General features: G+C 54.5%; 14 protein-coding genes. 3 read left to right on the top strand and 11 right to left on the bottom strand.

Going from position 1 to position 17,947, the window contains the following annotated elements; translation table 11 throughout:
- Positions 1 to 109: 109 nt before the first annotated feature.
- Positions 110 to 1,519 carry a glutamate--ammonia ligase gene (gene glnA / locus RT120_RS13810; protein ID WP_125295044.1) on the bottom strand — a complete coding sequence of 470 codons (1,410 nt, stop codon included), beginning with the start codon at positions 1,517 to 1,519 and terminating at the stop codon, positions 110 to 112.
- 368 nt (positions 1,520 to 1,887) lie between these two features.
- Here glnA and typA point away from each other — a divergent pair, with 368 nt between their 5' ends.
- Positions 1,888 to 3,711 carry a ribosome-dependent GTPase TypA gene (gene typA / locus RT120_RS13805; protein WP_312983352.1) on the top strand — a complete coding sequence of 608 codons (1,824 nt, stop codon included), beginning with the start codon at positions 1,888 to 1,890 and terminating at the stop codon, positions 3,709 to 3,711.
- Between the two features lie 48 nt (positions 3,712 to 3,759).
- Here typA and ompL read toward each other — a convergent pair whose 3' ends face one another.
- The 9 genes from ompL to yihU form a co-directional block, all read right to left on the bottom strand.
- Positions 3,760 to 4,446 carry a porin OmpL gene (ompL, locus tag RT120_RS13800; RefSeq protein ID WP_312983350.1) on the bottom strand — a complete coding sequence of 229 codons (687 nt, stop codon included), beginning with the start codon at positions 4,444 to 4,446 and terminating at the stop codon, positions 3,760 to 3,762.
- A 79-nt stretch (positions 4,447 to 4,525) separates the two neighbouring features.
- Positions 4,526 to 5,950: an MFS transporter gene (locus RT120_RS13795; protein WP_312983348.1), complete on the bottom strand. Its 1,425-nt coding sequence runs from the start codon at positions 5,948 to 5,950 to the stop codon at positions 4,526 to 4,528.
- 23 nt (positions 5,951 to 5,973) lie between these two features.
- Positions 5,974 to 7,350 carry an MFS transporter gene (locus tag RT120_RS13790; RefSeq protein ID WP_312983346.1) on the bottom strand — a complete coding sequence of 459 codons (1,377 nt, stop codon included), beginning with the start codon at positions 7,348 to 7,350 and terminating at the stop codon, positions 5,974 to 5,976.
- A gap of 29 nt (positions 7,351 to 7,379) precedes the next feature.
- Positions 7,380 to 8,267 carry a sulfite exporter TauE/SafE family protein gene (locus tag RT120_RS13785; protein WP_312983344.1) on the bottom strand — a complete coding sequence of 296 codons (888 nt, stop codon included), beginning with the start codon at positions 8,265 to 8,267 and terminating at the stop codon, positions 7,380 to 7,382.
- Positions 8,268 to 8,313: 46 nt separating this feature from the next.
- Entirely contained in the window at positions 8,314 to 10,350 is a 2,037-nt protein-coding gene (locus RT120_RS13780; protein WP_312983342.1) for an alpha-glucosidase, read from the bottom strand.
- Between the two features lie 27 nt (positions 10,351 to 10,377).
- A complete protein-coding gene (locus RT120_RS13775; RefSeq protein ID WP_312983340.1) occupies positions 10,378 to 11,229 on the bottom strand; it encodes an aldose-1-epimerase in 852 nt (283 codons plus the stop codon).
- A gap of 17 nt (positions 11,230 to 11,246) precedes the next feature.
- Positions 11,247 to 12,488, bottom strand: coding sequence for a sulfoquinovose isomerase (gene yihS, locus RT120_RS13770; RefSeq protein ID WP_312983338.1), 1,242 nt, complete (start codon positions 12,486 to 12,488; stop codon positions 11,247 to 11,249).
- A 15-nt stretch (positions 12,489 to 12,503) separates the two neighbouring features.
- Positions 12,504 to 13,379, bottom strand: coding sequence for a sulfofructosephosphate aldolase (yihT, locus tag RT120_RS13765; protein ID WP_312983336.1), 876 nt, complete (start codon positions 13,377 to 13,379; stop codon positions 12,504 to 12,506).
- Between the two features lie 26 nt (positions 13,380 to 13,405).
- A complete protein-coding gene (yihU, locus tag RT120_RS13760; RefSeq protein WP_312983334.1) occupies positions 13,406 to 14,290 on the bottom strand; it encodes a sulfolactaldehyde 3-reductase in 885 nt (294 codons plus the stop codon).
- A 152-nt stretch (positions 14,291 to 14,442) separates the two neighbouring features.
- Here yihU and RT120_RS13755 point away from each other — a divergent pair, with 152 nt between their 5' ends.
- Positions 14,443 to 15,339, top strand: coding sequence for a sugar kinase (locus RT120_RS13755; RefSeq protein WP_312983332.1), 897 nt, complete (start codon positions 14,443 to 14,445; stop codon positions 15,337 to 15,339).
- 34 nt (positions 15,340 to 15,373) lie between these two features.
- Entirely contained in the window at positions 15,374 to 16,174 is an 801-nt protein-coding gene (locus RT120_RS13750; protein WP_312983330.1) for a DeoR/GlpR family DNA-binding transcription regulator, read from the top strand.
- A 1-nt stretch (position 16,175) separates the two neighbouring features.
- Here the strand turns inward: RT120_RS13750 and RT120_RS13745 are convergent, their stop codons facing one another.
- Positions 16,176 to 17,888, bottom strand: a complete 1,713-nt coding sequence (locus tag RT120_RS13745) for a ShlB/FhaC/HecB family hemolysin secretion/activation protein (RefSeq protein WP_312983328.1) — start codon at positions 17,886 to 17,888, stop codon at positions 16,176 to 16,178.
- Positions 17,889 to 17,947 lie beyond the last annotated feature (59 nt).

The raw sequence follows: 17,947 nt of genomic DNA, 5'->3' as shown, positions 1-17,947 counted from the left end.
CATTATAGCGTTATACAGGCAAAAAGCCTCTGGAATCAGCTTATTGGTGGAGAAAAAAGCCCATCCGAAGATGGGCTAAAATTCCACGGCAACATTAACGACTACAAAATTAAACGCTGTAGTACAGCTCAAACTCTACCGGGTGCGGAGTCATGCGCACGCGGTCATCTTCTTCACGACGCAGGGCGATGTAAGCATCAATAGCTTCGTCGGTGAACACGCCACCGGCAGTCAGGAACTCACGGTCCAGATCCAGCTCGTTCAGTGCTTCTTCCAGAGAGCCTGCAACCTGCGGGATTTCTTTCGCTTCTTCCGGCGGCAGGTCATACAGGTTTTTATCCATGGCTTCGCCCGGATGGATTTTGTTCTTGATACCGTCAAGGCCGGCCATCAGCAGTGCGGCAAAGCACAGGTACGGGTTAGCCGCCGGGTCCGGGAAACGCACTTCAATACGACGCGCTTTCGGAGAAGCAACCACCGGAATACGGATGGAAGCGGAACGGTTACGGGCAGAGTAAGCCAGCATGACCGGTGCTTCGTAACCCGGGACCAGACGCTTGTATGAGTTAGTGGTCGGGTTAGACAGGGCGTTGATCGCTTTAGCGTGTTTAATTACGCCGCCGATGTAGTACAGCGCCTGCTCAGACAGACCCGCATATTTGTCGCCAGAGAACAGGTTAGTGCCGTTCTTGGACAGGGACATGTGGCAGTGCATACCGGAGCCGTTATCACCGAACATCGGTTTTGGCATAAAGGTCGCAGTTTTGCCGAAGCGGTGCGCCACGTTGTGCACCACATATTTGTAGATCTGAATTTCGTCTGCTTTTTTGGTCATGGTGTTGAAGCGGGTTGCCACTTCGTTCTGACCCGCCGTCGCCACTTCGTGGTGGTGAGCTTCAACAACCAGGCCCATTTCTTCCATGGTCAGACACATAACAGAACGGATGTCCTGTGCAGAGTCGACTGGCGGAACCGGGAAGTAACCCCCTTTCACGCCCGGACGGTGGCCTTTGTTGCCGCCTTCGTATTTGGTCGAGGAGTTCCATGCGCCTTCGATATCGTCGATAGCCACATGAGAACCAGAAATGGTGCTGCCGAAACGGATATCGTCGAACAGGAAGAATTCCGGCTCTGGCCCGAACAGCACAGTATCCGCGATACCGGTAGAACGCAGGTACTCTTCAGCGCGCTTGGCGATGGAACGCGGGTCACGGTCGTAGCCCTGCATGGTGCCCGGCTCAAGAATATCGCAACGGATGATCAGCGTGGGTTCTTCGTAGAACGGGTCCAGCACTGCGGTGGATGCGTCAGGCATCAGCACCATGTCGGATTCGTTGATGCCTTTCCAGCCACCAATCGAGGAGCCATCAAACATTTTGCCTTCTTCGAAGAAGTCAGCATTTACCTGATGGGAAGGGATTGTGACGTGCTGCTCTTTACCTTTGGTATCAGTGAAGCGCAGATCAACAAACTTCACTTCATGTTCGTTCAGCATCGTCAGAATGTGTTCGGCGGACATACTTACTCTCCCGGATTGGTCATCGTCGTCGTGGAATGGCACTGCTCAATAGTTGGTGTTTTCACCCTGATTTAGATAAAGCGAAATCTGTGCCAACTTTCAAATTACCCTAAAAAGGCGCTATTATGCACACCATAGTGCAAAAGGGCTGCACCAGGATGGATACCTTGCACCAATATAGTGCTCATGTGTGAATATTGAGCACCATATTGGTGCAATTTTCGTTGGGCGCTCTCTTTTTGGCTTCGTGAAACCGATCACAATCCCTTACTGTTTATATTGTTTGTAAAGGTTCTTTGTGATCCTGTTTAGTCCTTCGATTAATACGTGTACAATAACGCGCTATTTCTAATGCCTGAGGCAAAGTTGTGATCGAAAATCTGCGTAACATCGCCATCATTGCGCACGTTGACCATGGGAAAACGACCCTGGTTGACAAGCTGCTGCAGCAATCCGGTACGTTCAGCGAACGTGCTGAGACCACAGAACGTGTGATGGACTCCAACGATTTGGAGAAAGAGCGTGGGATTACCATCCTCGCTAAAAACACCGCTATCAAATGGAATGACTACCGTATCAACATCGTTGATACCCCAGGGCACGCCGACTTCGGTGGAGAAGTTGAACGTGTTATGTCCATGGTGGACTCAGTACTGCTGGTTGTGGATGCAATGGATGGCCCAATGCCGCAGACCCGCTTCGTAACCAAAAAAGCGTTTGCTCATGGTTTGAAGCCTATTGTTGTTATCAACAAAGTTGACCGTCCTGGTGCGCGTCCGGACTGGGTTGTTGACCAGGTATTCGACCTGTTCGTAAACCTCGACGCGACTGACGAGCAGCTGGACTTCCCAATTATTTATGCTTCTGCGCTGATGGGTATCGCAGGCAACGATCACACCGACATGGCGGAAGATATGACTCCGCTGTATCAGGCGATTGTTGACCACGTACCGGCGCCGAACGTTGACCTCGACGGTCCGTTCCAGATGCAGATCTCCCAGCTCGATTACAACAACTACGTTGGCGTTATCGGCATCGGTCGCATCAAGCGCGGTAAAGTGAAGCCTAACCAGCAGATCACCCTGATCGACAGCGAAGGCAAAACCCGTAACGGTAAAGTCGGTAAAGTACTGACCCACCTCGGTCTGGAGCGTATTGAATCCACCGAAGCGGAAGCAGGCGATATCATCGCGATCACCGGTCTGGGCGAACTGAACATCTCCGACACGCTATGCGATCCGCAAAACGTGGAAGCGCTGCCGGCCCTGTCTGTTGACGAGCCGACCGTGACCATGTTCTTCAACGTCAACACCTCACCGTTCTGCGGTAAAGAAGGTAAGTTCGTGACCTCTCGTCAGATCCTTGAGCGTCTGAACAAAGAGCTGGTGCACAACGTGGCGCTGCGCGTTGAAGAAACGGAAGACTCCGATGCGTTCCGCGTATCCGGTCGTGGCGAGCTGCACCTGTCGGTGCTGATCGAAAACATGCGTCGTGAAGGCTTCGAACTGGCTGTGTCCCGTCCGAAAGTTATCAACCGCGTGATTGACGGCCGTATGCAGGAACCGTTCGAAAACGTCACCCTGGATATCGAAGAACAGCACCAGGGCGCGGTTATGCAAGCCATGGGCGAGCGTAAAGGCGACGTGAAAGACATGATCCCTGACGGCAAAGGTCGTATTCGTCTGGATTACCTGATCCCGGCGCGTGGCCTGATCGGTTTCCGTACCGAGTTCATGACCATGACTTCCGGTACCGGTCTGCTGTACTCCACCTTCAGCCACTACGACGACGTGCGTCCGGGCGAAATCGGCCAGCGTAATAACGGCGTGCTGATCTCCAACGGCCAGGGCAAAGCGGTTGCGTTTGCGCTGTTCGGTTTGCAGGATCGCGGTAAGCTGTTCCTGGGGCACGGTGCAGAAGTGTACGAAGGCCAGATCATCGGTATTCACAGCCGTTCTAACGACCTGACCGTTAACTGCCTGACCGGTAAGAAACTGACCAACATGCGTGCGTCCGGTACCGACGAAGCCACGGTTCTGGTTCCGCCGATCAAAATGTCTCTGGAGCAGGCGCTTGAGTTTATTGATGATGACGAACTGGTCGAAGTGACCCCGACGTCCATCCGTATTCGTAAACGTCACCTGACCGAGAACGATCGTCGTCGCGCAAGCCGCGGTTCGAAAGAAGACTAAGATTGTTTGAGTGATGCAAAAAAGCCGCTGATTTCAGCGGCTTTTTTTTTAAAACGAATACCGTAACCCTAAGCGTATACGGTACTGCTCTTTGTTATACGCATTCCACCGGTCCAGCCACTGCAACTCCAGATACGGTAACCAGTGCTGATCGACTTTATACCGAAAACCGTTAGTGATTTCCCAGTGATGGTCCTTGCCATTTTTGCTGTGGTAATCGTTCACACGCTGAAAAAAATGAGGCTCAAAGATCCAGGTGAACAGGTCGGTGACTTTAAAATTCCAGTAATTGGCAAACTCGTGGGTATCGTTTTTATCCATATTGCCGTTGAAGTCGGGTGTATCATAATTATTGTGGTTATAGCGGTAGCGGAACGTCAGATTAAACCACGGCGTGAATTTATAATTGGTATCTAAATAAACGGCACCACCGGAGCCGTCACGACTGTCATTAATTAATCCGCCGGGCTGAAAAGTTAATTTATCGGTAGGCCTGAAGAGCGGATACCAGCCTTCTATTTCGTTATAGCTGTGTTTGATTTCATCCCATCTGCCGAGGTTGTAGGCGTTAGTCACCATAATGCCTGCCCCCCTGTCAAAGTTATAACCCGCTCTGAGGATAACTTCATGCAGATCCGACGCGGTATTATAGGCTTCACGGGTTTCCACATACGCCCCGGCAAAAACCGGGCTGGAAATGGTCAACACCAACGCTGCTGTGAGTCGTTTTTTCATTATGCTTTCCATGTATCAAGTACAGAAAGGCCGCCCTCATGCGAAGCACGAAGGAAAGTCATTACGGCCAGGTTTTTAGTTATAAAGTGACGGCTGACGCTTTATTTTCTTTATTGATTTCAGATTCAGGGGATAAATATTTTTTGCGTTTTCCGAGCTCCTCGATAATAAAAGCGAAACGTTGTTCATTGAGTTTATAAAACAGCCCCATGGTTACTGCGGCGATAATCGCCAGGCTGCTGGGCCAAAGAAAAATAAGTTGCCGTAACCCCGCCAGGGTTGCATCACTTTGGGCGATATGTGGGATATAGCCGATTTGAGTCAACATAATACCTGGCAGAAATCCGGCCAGCGCGGCGGAAATTTTTCGCGAAAAGGTATAGCCGGTATAAACCGAACCTTCGGCGCGAATACCGGTTTTCCATTCGCCATATTCCACGGTGTCCGGAACCAGCGCCCAGTTAAGGCTATTCACAAAGGCGGTCCCGAAAAACGCCATGCAGGAAAACAGCACAAATATGAACGAGCTGCTGCCCCAGAAAAAGTTCAGCACATCGCCCACAGCCCAGAGGATTAACCCTCCCAGGTAAACCTGTTTCTTGCCGAAGCGCTTTACCGCAGCAGGGACTAACAGCACCCCTACCAGGATACAGCCCATACTGAAAAAGCCCATCCATGACAGCAGGTGGATATCGTTGAGTACGTATTGGGTGTAATAAACCTGAATCGCCAGCTTAATGTTAAATGCCGCCAGCGTGCACAGGTTAGCGATACACAGCACCAACAGCGGTGGATTACGGAAGATGGCGTAAAACGATTTAAGAATGCTCGGCTTATGGTGAGTGGGTATCACTTCTACATAGCGCTCTTTTACGCCGCTGTAGCACCACCAGATGCAGCATAGCCCGACAGTCACAAACAGTATGGCCGCTATCAGATAACCTAACGATGAACTGGAAATAAACATTGCCTGAATCGGCATAAAGCCAACGGTGCAAATCAACAAACCCACCGTTGCGCCGCCTTGCCGCCAGGCGGCGAGCTGGGCGCGCTCATTAGGGTTTTTGGTGATGGCAGGCACCATCGCGCCATAAGAACAATTCATCAGGCTATAAAAAAGCCCGAACAGCATAAACAGCGCCGTGGCAATGGCGGTTTTCACCGGCAAATCAAAACCGGTAGCCATAAACTGCGCTGTGGCCACCAGCGCAACCGGTAGAGAAGCGTAGAGAATAAAGGGCCTGAATTTGCCTTTTGGGCCGATAGTTCGGCGTGAGTCCAGCAATACGCCGGTTAGCATATCGGTGAACGCGGTAAAGAACTTCGCCACCAGAAATATCACGCCGCCGTAAAACGCGGGCAGACCCAGTTCATCAGTGTAAAACTTTAACAGGTACAACGTCCCGATGGACAACATCAGGTTTGAGCCGACATCACCCATTCCGTAGGCGCATTTTTCCCGCAGGCTCAGTTTCAGGGTTAACGGATCAGGGCTGGTGTTCATGTCGATCCTCCTTAAAATCGTTTTCACGCCGGACGCTTACGCATCTCGATCTCTTCCACGATGCGGATATACAGCTTCTCATTGAGGTTGTAGAAGCACCCCATCGCCGCAATCGTGACCACCGCGAGCGCGGCGGGGTAGATAAATATCAGTTCCCGCAAGCCCTCAACCGTACCGGCGGATTGCGCCACGTTAGGCACATAGCCGATTTGTGTCAGCATCCAGCCGGGGAAGAAACCCGCCAGCGCCTGGGAGACTTTTCTGAAGAAGGTGAAACCGGTATAGACCGTTCCTTCAGAACGCACGCCGGTGCGCCATTCGCCGTATTCGACCGTGTCGGAAACCAGCGCCCAGTTCAGGCTATTAACGAAGGCAGAGCCAAAGAACGCCAGGCAAGAAAACGCCACGAAGCTGACCGATCCGCCGCCCAGGGTATAGTTGAGCAGATCGCCTGCGACCCAAATGAGCAGACCGCCGATATAAACCTTTTTCTTACCAAAGCGGCGCACGGCGGCGGGCATCAGCATGACGCCGAAGAAGATGCAGCCCATGCTGAAAAATCCCATATATGACAACAAGATGGGGTCATTCAGCACGTACTGGGTGTAGTAAACCTGGATGGCGAGTTTGACGTTGAATGCGCCAAGGGTACAGAGATTGGCGATACAGAGAATAAACAGCGGACGATTACCGGCGATGGCGCGAAACGACTGCAATAAACCGGGTTTATGCTGAGGATTTGCAGGCTGCGGATCAATATAGCGCTCATGCACGCCAGCGTAGCAACGCCACATACAGAACAGCCCGCAAACAGAAAACAGCGTAGCGGCAAAGATATAGCCGAGCTGAGGATTACCCTCGACCAGATTCATTACCGGGACAAAACCCACGGTGCACAGCAGCAGACCCAGCGTTGCGCCGCCCTGACGCCAGGCCGCCAGAGAAGCCCGCTCATCGGGGTTTTTGGTGATGGCGGGCACCATCGCGCCATAGGAGCAATTCATCATGCTGAAGAACAGGCCGTACAGCATGAACAGCGCCGTCGCCATCACGGTTTTTCCGGTCACCTCAAACGGCGTGCCGACGAAGTTGGCGATAGCCAGTAAGGTCACAGGGAAGGCGGCATACAGCACGAAGGGCCGGAATTTTCCTTTCGGGCCAATATTGCGCCTCGAGTCGAGCATGATGCCCGTGCCCATATCGGTAAAGGCAGTAAAGAATTTAGAAATTAAAAATATGATCCCGCCATAGGTGCCCGGCAGCCCCAAAATATCGGTGTAAAACTTCAATAAATAAAGTGTGCCAATATCCAGCAAGATATTCGAACCTAAATCGCCCATGCCATAGGCGATCTTTTCTTTCAGCGACAGGCGCAATTTTTCCGGACTTACCTGACCCATAGACCTTCTCCATTGGCTTTATAAGCAGATTAGTGGGTGACTTTTTCCGCCTCACTGGCTTCACGGATCGCGGCGACTTTTTTACCGAATAACAATTGCAATACGATCAGCAGTCCAAATACCGGTATTAACGCGGCGGCTGGCGATATTCCTGTTGCGCCTTTAATCAACATCGCACCGGAGGCGATTAATAATAAAAAGACGATAATGCGAAAGACTTTTACTGATATACGCTTATGGACGTACTGCCCCACCAATGAACCGAGAATCATGGTGGGGATGCAGAACATCACCAGCTTAACGGTTGAAATAGTCAGAATGCCGCTGGTGGCGAGGCCGCCGATAATCGCGACGTTATTGGCGGTAAAGAACGCATTCAGCGTGCCGCGGAATGCCGCCGGTCCAAGGTTTCTCAGCATGCCGTAGATCACCACTGGCGGCCCGTTGGTGGAAAATGCAGAGCCCAGCGCTCCTGCGATAGCGCCCATCGGCATGGCGATCCAGGCTTTGTCATAAACCGGTAACCGGGGAATAAACAGACTGTAAAAGGAATACAGGATAAGAAACGCGCCGAGTCCTGTTTTCATAATATGATCCGGCAAATAGGCCAGCGCGTAGAGTCCGACGGGAATGCCAGCAAAAGAAAAAAGAATTAAAACGAGTGCAGATTTCCAGTCGGTTTCTTTGCGCGAAAGCCAGGTCGCATATAATGCCGTTGCCGTACCCACAATAACCGACATCGGTGCCGCCATTTTTAATGGCAATAATAAGGTAATTAACGGCATGGTGGTTAATGCGCCGCCAAAACCGGCGCATATGCCAACAAAGGTATATAAAAACATGATCGCAATGACGATCAACATGGCGGTGGTATCTAACTGGAGGCCGTCAGGTGTAAACAGGGTAAAAAAATCCATAATCGTTCCTTGAGCTATTTATTATTACTGCGCGAAGGCCCTTGCCTCAGAGACGTTGCAGCGTCTGGAATAACTGCGCCCATTGGCTGTCTGCGCGATAAAACACCGGCGGTTTGCCGAGCGGGGTATCAACAGTCACTTCACCACCGTGATGGTGCTCCCCCGTCCAGACGTTTATCCAATTATCTTCCGGCAGGTAGAGCGTCCAGTCGCTGCGTCCCTCTTCATAAACCGGGGCCACCAGCAGATCACGGCCAAACAGATACTGGTATTTCAGGGTGTAGGTGTGCGCATCGTCTTCGTAGTGCAGGAACAGCGGACGCATCACCGGCAGTCCCGATTTCGCGTTCTGCGCCACCGCGTCTTTGATATACGGCTTCAGGGTGGTAAAGACCGTGGTCATCCGGGCGAAGTGAGCGATAGTTTCTGCATCGCTGTCGAACTGCCAGTTATCCCCCGAACGGTTGCCTTCGTGGGTGCGCATCATTGGGGTAAATGCATTGAAATCACACCAGCGCAACAGCAGCTCTTTACTGCGCTTCATCTCAAACAGCGTGGTGTAACCGCCAATATCGCTGTGATGCAAACCGTGGCCGCTCATCCCCAGTGACAGCGCCGCCGGGATAACCGATGCCAGGCCATCGTCCAGGCTCCAGTCGACGTTCTGATCGCCTGCCCACATCATCACGGAGTATTTCTGGCTACCGGAATAACCAGCGCGCATAAAGAACAGGATCTCGCCGAGTTTGCCGGTTTCCTCAAGCGCTTCGTAATTGCATTTCGCCCACAGGGCAGGCCAGGCGTTATGCATGATCTCCGCGCTGATGCCGTTATGCAGCACCGTGTCGGTGGGAAGATATTCGCCAAAATCCGCCATCCAGCCGCCGCAACCGAGCGCAATCAGGTTTTGTTTAATCACGCCTTTGTACCAGTCCCAGGCTTCGGGGTTGGTGAGATCAATAACCCCCGCGTAAAACTCGCCAAACTCGACGTGATAATCGTTGCCGTGATGATCTTTAGTGAGATAACCGCGCTTTGCCGCCTCTTCGCACAAATCACGATCGCGGGCGACATACGGATTGATATAAGTGAGAAACTGCACGCCTTCGCGCTTCCACTGCGGGATGCGCTCATCAAGCTGGGGATACAGCTCACTGTTCCACTTCCAGTTCCACATCACGCGCTTGCCAAAAGACGTCATGCGGATGCCGGACCAGTCCTGCGCCCAGATGCCGTTGACCTTGACGCCGCCATTGCGCATGGCGTCGAGTTTTTGCTGGCAAACATCGGTGCCGCCCTGAATGCCAAGCGTCACACCATCGTAAACCCAGTCCGGAAGTTCTGGCTGGCGGCCAAGCAGACCGGTGAGTTTCTCCAGCAGCTCGACGTAACCTGGCGCGCATTCAAAACGCAGCGTGGCGTTGTCTTCCCAGAACGCCAGTTCGTGGAATTCCGGCGCACTGAAGTCGAAGTTCATATAGCCGCTGTTATCGACGTGGCAGTAATACTTCTGGGTGCTGACAAACGTCGGCTGCGGGAAGAAGGTCCAGTAATAGTCACCACCCGCGTTTTCTTTGCAGTCGGCAAGCCAGGTGACATACGTCTCTTTATTACGTCCCACGCCCTGTTCGCTGGTCCACAGCGGGAAGGGTTTACCGCGCAGATCGAAATAAGAGAACTGTTCGCCGCAGCCGTAAATATGATCCTCCGGCTGCGCCGCCAGCCGGAGCCAGATGCGGTTGTGGCTGGGGGCATCGTTCTTTAGCTCAAGCAGCAAGCGCTGGTGGTTATCAAGACGAACATGCAGCGTTGCGCTGATGGCGTCGCCGCGCGTAAAGCGGATCGCCCAGCCTTCCGGCTGTGCGACCACCGTCGCCTGGTTCAGCGCCACCTTTTCATTCAGCTTGTCTTTGATGCTGAAGTTGCCGCGAAACATTTCGATATCCGCTTCGCCTGCGCCGACCCATAAGCAGGGGGCCTGTGAGGTGTGGCGAAGAATAAGCCGTGAGTGATACGCGAGCGTAAAGCCATCGTCGAGCGTAATAAGCTCAATGCCATTAAGATCGGTGCGTTGTGATTTCATTATTGCCTCTGATGTAGGGTAGGTCGGTTATTCGCCGCCAAGGGTAAAGCTAAACCGGTGTGACGCTCCCGGTGCCAGCAAAACCACGTCCTGGCCGGAATTAAACGCATCCGGTGGGCAACTCATCGGCTCTGCGGCCAGCCCTTTGCGGTTTAATTTGTCGGCGGTATAGATTTGCAGCCAGGGCTGATCGGAACGCAGCCAGGCGGTCATGCGCTGTTCCCGGCTGGTGAGCCTGACTTCCCATTCATTGCCAACCGTTTTGAAGGTGTGGTCGATTTGCGCATCGCCGATTTTTCGTGAGCGCCGGTAGTCCAGCGCTGGCGGCACGGCGTCAATGAATGGAAGGGTGAGTTCACAGCTATCGGTGCTGGCCAGGTTGCAGGTTAAATAAGGGTGGATCCCTGCGCCGTAAGGCGCAGCGACATCCCCGAGATTGGTGGTTTTAATGCTGCCTGACAGGCCCGTCTCTGCGTCCAGCTGGTAGCGGATCGCCGTCATCAGCATGAAAGGGTAGCCATAATGCGGCGGTAAAAACACGCTCAACGTGGCGGTGGTTTCCGAGCAGTCGTCGATTTGCCACTCGCGCCAGGCCAGCAGCCCATGAATGGCGGATTGCGAGGCGCGATCGTTGATCGCCAGTTGATACTCTACGCCGTCGTGCCGGTAGCATCCGTTGGTGATGCGGTTAGGCCAGGGGACCAACACTTTCCCCAAATGCGCTAACGGCATTTCGTCAGGATGATGGGGGATCACCAGATGACGCCCCCGGTGCGTCAGTTCGGCAATCCCCGCGCCGACGGTCACGATCTTCGCCTGATAATCTCCTGCGCAGAGGACCAGCGTTTTCCCGCTTTTTTGCATGATGGCTTCCCTCATTCATTCACGACGCTGCGTTATTGCGCGTTCACATCCAGCAAACCGGCGGCGACGGCGGGAGCCAGTCCCGGCGCGAGCGGCAGACGTGGGATCACCAGGCAGTGCAGCAGATGGTAAATGTCCTGTTTGCCGTCCCAGACTTTGGTGGTCACTTCGTTATGGGTATCCAGCTCCTGCCACCATGACCCGTTCTCGTAATCCATCAGGTATTTGATGCAGTAGTCCCACCATGTCTGATACCAGGCTTCGTACTGCGCATCCCCTGTCACGGTATACAGCGCATAGGCGGTGCCCATCGCTTCCACAATCGGCCAGCGTACCCGTTCGCGAACAATTGGCTTACCGTCCCAGTCGACGGTATACACGATGCCTTCCGCGCCGTCGGGTGCCCAGGCGTCGCGGATCGTGGCGTGGAACAGTCCTTTGGCGTCTTCCAGCAGCCATTCCGGCGGGGTTTCAAAGCGGGCTTCCAGCGCGGCGCGCAGGTGCAGCATTAAACGGCCCCACTCGATCCAGTGGCCAGGCGTGCCGCCATAGGCGCGAAAACGGTGGGCAGGATTCTCTTTGTTGTAATCGCGGATCGGGTTCCAGTTAGCGTCGAAGTGTTCATTAACGCGATACTCGCCCTTGCGCGCCACGTCGTGAATAATCACCGACGCCACGCGCAGCGCGCGGTCGAGCCATTTACGATCGTGGGTCACGTCGTAAACAATCAGAAACGCTTCGACTGCGTGCATATTGGCGTTGCCGCCACGGTAGTTTTCCGTCTCAGTGAAGGCTTCGTCCCAGGACTCGAGGCACATTTGCTCCTTCTCGCTCCAGAAATACTTCTCGATAACGTCAATCGCGTCATCCAGTAACGGGCGCGCAGCGGGATGGCCGGTCGTCACCGCGCTGGCGGCACCCAGCAGTACGAAGAAGTGCTGGTAGCCCTGTTTGGAGGCGTCCACCACGCCGTTGTCATTCACGCAGGCGTACCAGCCGCCGTGTTGCTTATCGCGCAGTGCGCCGTTCAGCGCGTTAATCCCGTGTTCAACAAGCGAATACGCGCCTGGCCGGCCCATCGAGGCGGCAACGGAATAGACGTGCAGCATACGCGCGGTGATCCACAGGTGGGTGCCCATATCGGGTTTGACCTGGCCGTTATTGCCCAGCCAGCCGAATCCGGTCGGCACGGCGGCGTTTTTACCAAAATCGAAAATGCGGTCAGTTTCTTGTTCCAGCCAGCGGTTATGGCTCAGGGTGTTAAACCATTTCATTGCTCTGTCCTTTTCTCAGCGTTTCGCCATCATTTCGTCAACAATCTCGCCCAGGCGTTGCAGTTTGGGCGCGCAGACATCCCGGAACATCAACTCGCTGTCCGGCAAGCCGACCACGGATGACCAGACAGCACGGCCCGCCAGGAAACCGGATGCGCCAGCCGCCATAGCCGTTCTGACCGCACGCGGGAACAGTTTTTCGTCCACGCCGGAAGAGAGAATGACCCAGGGCATATTGATGCAATCGTGCAGCCGTTGTGATGCGCTCAGCAGGGCGTGCTGTGGACCTTTACCAAACAGCGGCATTTCCACTTTGTAGAGATCGGCACCGCAGTCGCCCAGTTCTTTTGCGGCATCGATAATCGCCTGCTCGCGGTTAAAGCTGTCGCCGCGACGAGGAGGGCGCACCACCGGTTCGATAATGCTCAGCAGACCATGGGCGTGGCACAGTTGATTAAAGGTTTTCACCCTCTCCAGACGCTGCTGCGGATCTTCATCACTGCGCCACAGCACCAGCAGTTTCAGCGCTTTCCCGCCGTCGCGTTTGACCGTTTGCGGATCGACATGGTTATCAATGGTCACGCTATCTACCGGAATGCCATTGCCCGGGATAAACGCATCTGCCGCGACGATCGTTGCGCAGCTTTTGGCAACCGCCTTTTGCTCTACGATCTGGCGGTAGCAAAACTGCTGATCGACCAGGATCGCCGATGCCCAGGGCGACAGGATTTTGGCGGCATTAACTTTGAAATCCGTTAACACGCTGTCGGCAACGGGAAGCGCAGCGCCCGCAGCGGCGAACATTAAACGCATCGCTTCACGCTGATCGACCGCCAGCATGGCGAAGCCGCCGGAAGGCCGGGCGATATCCTTAAGGGTGTATTGACTCATGGTGATTCCTTATTGAAACGTTAACATCAGTGAGACAGGCCAGCGCTGGCGCGCACCTGCTCCAGAATGGCGGTCCAGTCTTCACGCCCGCGTCCGGCGGCGCGCGCCTGGTTGTAAACTTCGCGTGACGCCGCGCCGAGCGGCATCGGGACGTGCAGCTTATTAGCGACATCCAGCGCAATGCCCAGATCTTTATGGGCGAGGTCGATCATGAAGGCCGGAGAGAGATCCCCTTTCAGCACTTTGTTGGGCCAGGAGGTGGTGAAATGGCCTTTACCGGCTGGCGTGCCGCTCATCACCTGCAGGGCGATATCGAAAGAGAGACCCAGCGCTTCGCACAGCACAGCGGCTTCGGCGGAGAGCGCATTGAGGGCGATGCTCATATAGTTGTTGATGAGTTTGACGCGGATACCCATGCCTGGGCCGCCTGCGTTAATCAGCTCGTTACCCATTGCCATCAGCACCGGCCTGGCGCGTTCAACCTGTTGCGCCGTGCCGCCTGCCAGCAGCAGCAGCGTCCCGGCGACGGCGTGATCGGAGGTGCGACCTACGGGAACATCCATCATGCTGAAACCGCGCCCGGCCATATCGCTAATCAACCTGTCGGTTTGCAGCGGATGGATAGTGGACATGTCGATCACCAGCGTGTCTTGGGCTAATCCTTCGCAAACGCCACGCTCGCCAAACAGTACCGCGCGTACCAGATCGCCGTTGGGCAGCATGGTAATCACGAATTCAGCACCCTCAGCAGCCTGTGCTGGCGTTATTGAGGATTGCGCTCCCTTAGCCACCAGCGTTTGCACGGCGTCCGGATTGACATCAAACACCCTGAGCTGGTGGCCCTGACGCAATAGATTGCTGGCCATTGGCGCACCCATCTGCCCGAGCCCGATAAATCCTATGACTGACATTGGTCTCTCCTGTCTTATTTTGTCATTTAGTGATCATTTGTGGATTTTGTTTGATCGTATTTGTAATTTATGGTCAAAAAATTGACAGTCGTCACTTTTTAAACAATTTGCGAAATTAAAATAGCGGTATCAAAAACGTGAAAGGAATGACCATGACTCGTATTGCTTGTGTGGGGATCGCCGTGCTGGACCGTATCTGGTATCTCACTGATTTACCGAACGAAGGCGGGAAGTATGTGGCGGGGGACTATAAAGAGGTCGGTGGCGGGCCGGCTGCAACAGCCGCCGTCGCGGCAGCGAAACTGGGCGCTGAGGTCGACTTTATCGGTCGAGTGGGGGATGACGACACGGGCAACCGTCTGCTCACGGAATTACAGGCGTATGGCGTCAATACGCGTTATACGCGTATCGTTAAAGGCGCGCGCTCGTCCCAGTCCGCCGTACTGGTGGATGCGGCAGGCGAGCGCATTATTGCTAATTATCCCAGCCCAGATTTACCCTCTTGCGCCGACTGGCTGACAGAAATCGATTTTGGTCAGTGGGACGCGGTTCTTGCGGACGTGCGCTGGCATGACGGGGCGAAACAGGCCTTTACTCTGGCGAGTGCTAAAGGCGTACCGACAATACTGGATGCTGACGTGACGCCGCAGAATATTGCTGAACTGGTGGCGCTTAGCGATCATGCGGCGTTTTCTGCGTCGGGTTTAGTGCGGCTGACAGAAATCAGCGATGCTCCGAAGGCGTTAAAACAAGCACAAACGCTCACAAATGGTCACGTCTACGTCACACAGGGGGCGCAAGGGTGCCTCTGGCTGGAAAATTCCCGCTTACAACACCTGCCCGCTTTCAATGTTGAGGTTGTCGATACCACCGGGGCTGGAGATGTCTTCCACGGCGCACTGGCCGTCAGCCTGGCGCAAAACAGCACAACCGAAGCCGCGATCCGCTTCGCCAGCGCGGTGGCAGCCCTGAAATGTACCCGTCCAGGCGGACGTGCCGGTATCCCTGACTGTGATCAAACCCGCTCTTTCTTGTCACTTTATGTATAAAATGCGGAGCGAGATGTTTTTCCAGGGACAACCTATGAGCCTGACTGAGCTAACCGGTAACCCGCGGCACGATCAGTTATTAACGCTGATCGCCGATCGCGGCTACATGAACATTGATGAACTGGCGCAACTGCTGGATGTATCAACGCAAACGGTGCGTCGCGATATCCGTAAACTGAGCGAGCAGGGGTTAATCACCCGCCATCACGGTGGGGCGGGGCGGGCTTCCAGCGTGGTCAATACGGCATTTGAACAGCGCGAAGTGTCTCTGACGGATGAAAAGCAGGCGATTGCGGAAGCCATCGCCGACTACATTCCTGACGGATCCACCATTTTTATTACCATTGGCACCACCGTGGAACATGTGGCGCGCGCTCTGCTGAACCATAACCATCTGCGCATTATTACCAACAGCCTGCGTGTGGCGCATATTCTGTATAAAAACCCACGCTTCGAGGTAATGATGCCGGGCGGCTCAATCCGCGCCCACAACGGCGGAATTATCGGCCCGCATGCGGTGGCGTTTGTGTCCGAATTTCGCGCGGATTATCTGATCACCAGCATCGGTGCCATTGATACCGATGGAACGCTGTTAGAGTTTGATGTGAATGAAGCCAGCGTGGCGAAAGGAATGATGGCCCATGCACGCCATATCCTGCTGGCGGCCGATCATACGAAATACCATGCGTCGGCCGCCGTCAGCATCGGCAATATCAGCCAGGTATCAGCGCTGTTTACCGATGAGTCGCCGCCTGCGGCAATGAACCAACTGGCTCACACTCATCAGGTGGAGATCATTGAGGTCACGCCCGCCTCGCTGGCCGAAAATGGATAACTCACCGTAAATCATTAAAATTCCACGTCACCGTCAGGCTGAAGCGCCAGTCGCGGCGGCTGGCGTCGGACGGTTTGTCGCCCACCGGACGGGCGGCTTCCAGCGTTAAGCCGTAATGCCGCATATCGCCTAACATCACCCCACCCGCGACAGAAGCCAGTTTGGGATGGTGATAGCCCGGCTGATTAAACCCGGTGCGCGCCGCATCCGCTAATAGATACGGCTGAACGGTAGAGAGCCATTTACTTTCCGGGCGCATATGCAGATAACGCAGCTCAAGCTGGCCGCCGTAGCCATAATCGCCCGTCGCCTCGCCATCCTGATAGCCGCGTCCAAACCGCTGTGCGCCATAGTTAACGCGCTCCGGTTCCGGGAGGTCGTTATCGGTCCAGTTGCCGTCCAGCGCCGTGGAGAGCCGCCAGTTTTCCGCTACCCTCCATGCGCCGTCTACCCGGCCTTTCCAGAGTGTGAAATCCACGTCCGTGCCCAGCGACGGCGCTGCATCCGCGCCCAGCGCATCCATTCCCTGACGTATCGTAATGCTGCCGCTGCCGCTCACTTTTTCAAACTCGCGGTAGCCGTTGATGCCAAATTCCAGCGCCGGGTAGCGCACATGCTGATTCTGGGACGGCAAATCCAGCGTTTGCCCGAAGCCGCGCGCCCGCAGGCTGTAGTCGTTGCGCTTATCGGTGTAATCCATCCCGCCCGTCAGGCCGATCTGTTTTTTCCGCTCCAGTACCAGCGGGTAGCTGAAATTCACGCCGCCGTTGTACTGCGTCGAGGTGTTATGCACATCAATGGTAATGTCCTGCGGCAGCGACAGCAGCGGCGTATAATCTTTTGGATCGTCGCGATAGTAGCTGCCTTTTAACTGCATGCTCAGCCCGTCGTCGTTGAGAAACTGCTGATAGTTGAGGCCGATATAGGTTTTCTTTGACTCATCGTCCAGCGGAATTAATGTGGCCACACCCAGGCGGTCACCATAACGGGTCAGGTTGCTTAGCGAACCATTCACAAACGCCAGATTCTGCCCTTTGCGGGTATCCAGCGTTGATGAGAGATCCCAGATGCGCGGCTGCTTTGCGTCTACCTGCATCACCGCCGCGCCGTAGATATTTTTAGGCAGTTGGGCATTGGCTTCAACTTTGGTATCTGGCGTGCGGGTCATTAACAGGCTGTAACGCTCAAAGCGTTCGGCGCTGAGCGGCTTCTCCGCCATGATGATTTCCGATAACCGCTTCAGCCGCTCGGCGGTTTTTGGGTTATCGCTGTTGATATTGCTGTGGGCGACATAGCCTTCCACCAGCACGATTTTAATGGTGCCGTTGTGAAAGTTGTCGTCAGGCAGCCAGGCGTAGGAGAGCGGAAAACCATCCGTCTGATAACGCGCCGTGATGTCGTTAGCCAGTTTAACAAGGGTTTTTAACGGCACGGTTTTCCCGGCGTAAGGACGAAAGGGCTCAAGTAACGATTTCAGGGGATAACGTGTTCCGCCGACAAACTGAATATGGCGGACCTGAATTGGCGTATCCGGCGTGTATTTACGTACCGGCTCGGTCACGCGAATACGCGATGCCGGGTTCTGGGTCGTTTCGGGGCCGGAAACGCTTCGCGCAGGCATTGCCGGGTTATCCGGGTCGATTAACGCGGGCAGGGTATCCGCCATCGCCGTCCCGAATATTCCCCACAGCGCACAAAATAAGGGCAGTTTCATGATGCAATCCCTTCTGAAACGGCTGGAAAGCGTGCTCCCTTGACGGGAGCACGGGCTGG

Origin of the sequence: Atlantibacter sp., from assembly GCF_032062175.1 — a bacterium.
GTDB lineage: Bacteria > Pseudomonadota > Gammaproteobacteria > Enterobacterales > Enterobacteriaceae > Atlantibacter.
This window is presented reverse-complemented; position numbering and strand designations above follow the sequence as displayed.

What these genes read in the sequence shown, in the direction of transcription:
- glnA (WP_125295044.1), bottom strand. Translation starts at nt 1,519, where the DNA reads ATGTCCGCCGAACACATTCTGACGATGCTGAACGAACATGAAGTGAAG.
- RT120_RS13785 (WP_312983344.1), bottom strand. Translation starts at nt 8,267, where the DNA reads ATGGATTTTTTTACCCTGTTTACACCTGACGGCCTCCAGTTAGATACC.
- RT120_RS13780 (WP_312983342.1), bottom strand. Translation starts at nt 10,350, where the DNA reads ATGAAATCACAACGCACCGATCTTAATGGCATTGAGCTTATTACGCTC.
- ompL (WP_312983350.1), bottom strand. Translation starts at nt 4,446, where the DNA reads ATGAAAAAACGACTCACAGCAGCGTTGGTGTTGACCATTTCCAGCCCG.
- RT120_RS13745 (WP_312983328.1), bottom strand. Translation starts at nt 17,888, where the DNA reads ATGAAACTGCCCTTATTTTGTGCGCTGTGGGGAATATTCGGGACGGCG.
- yihS (WP_312983338.1), bottom strand. Translation starts at nt 12,488, where the DNA reads ATGAAATGGTTTAACACCCTGAGCCATAACCGCTGGCTGGAACAAGAA.
- RT120_RS13755 (WP_312983332.1), top strand. Translation starts at nt 14,443, where the DNA reads ATGACTCGTATTGCTTGTGTGGGGATCGCCGTGCTGGACCGTATCTGG.
- RT120_RS13790 (WP_312983346.1), bottom strand. Translation starts at nt 7,350, where the DNA reads ATGGGTCAGGTAAGTCCGGAAAAATTGCGCCTGTCGCTGAAAGAAAAG.
- yihT (WP_312983336.1), bottom strand. Translation starts at nt 13,379, where the DNA reads ATGAGTCAATACACCCTTAAGGATATCGCCCGGCCTTCCGGCGGCTTC.
- RT120_RS13775 (WP_312983340.1), bottom strand. Translation starts at nt 11,229, where the DNA reads ATGAGGGAAGCCATCATGCAAAAAAGCGGGAAAACGCTGGTCCTCTGC.
- yihU (WP_312983334.1), bottom strand. Translation starts at nt 14,290, where the DNA reads ATGTCAGTCATAGGATTTATCGGGCTCGGGCAGATGGGTGCGCCAATG.
- RT120_RS13795 (WP_312983348.1), bottom strand. Translation starts at nt 5,950, where the DNA reads ATGAACACCAGCCCTGATCCGTTAACCCTGAAACTGAGCCTGCGGGAA.
- RT120_RS13750 (WP_312983330.1), top strand. Translation starts at nt 15,374, where the DNA reads ATGAGCCTGACTGAGCTAACCGGTAACCCGCGGCACGATCAGTTATTA.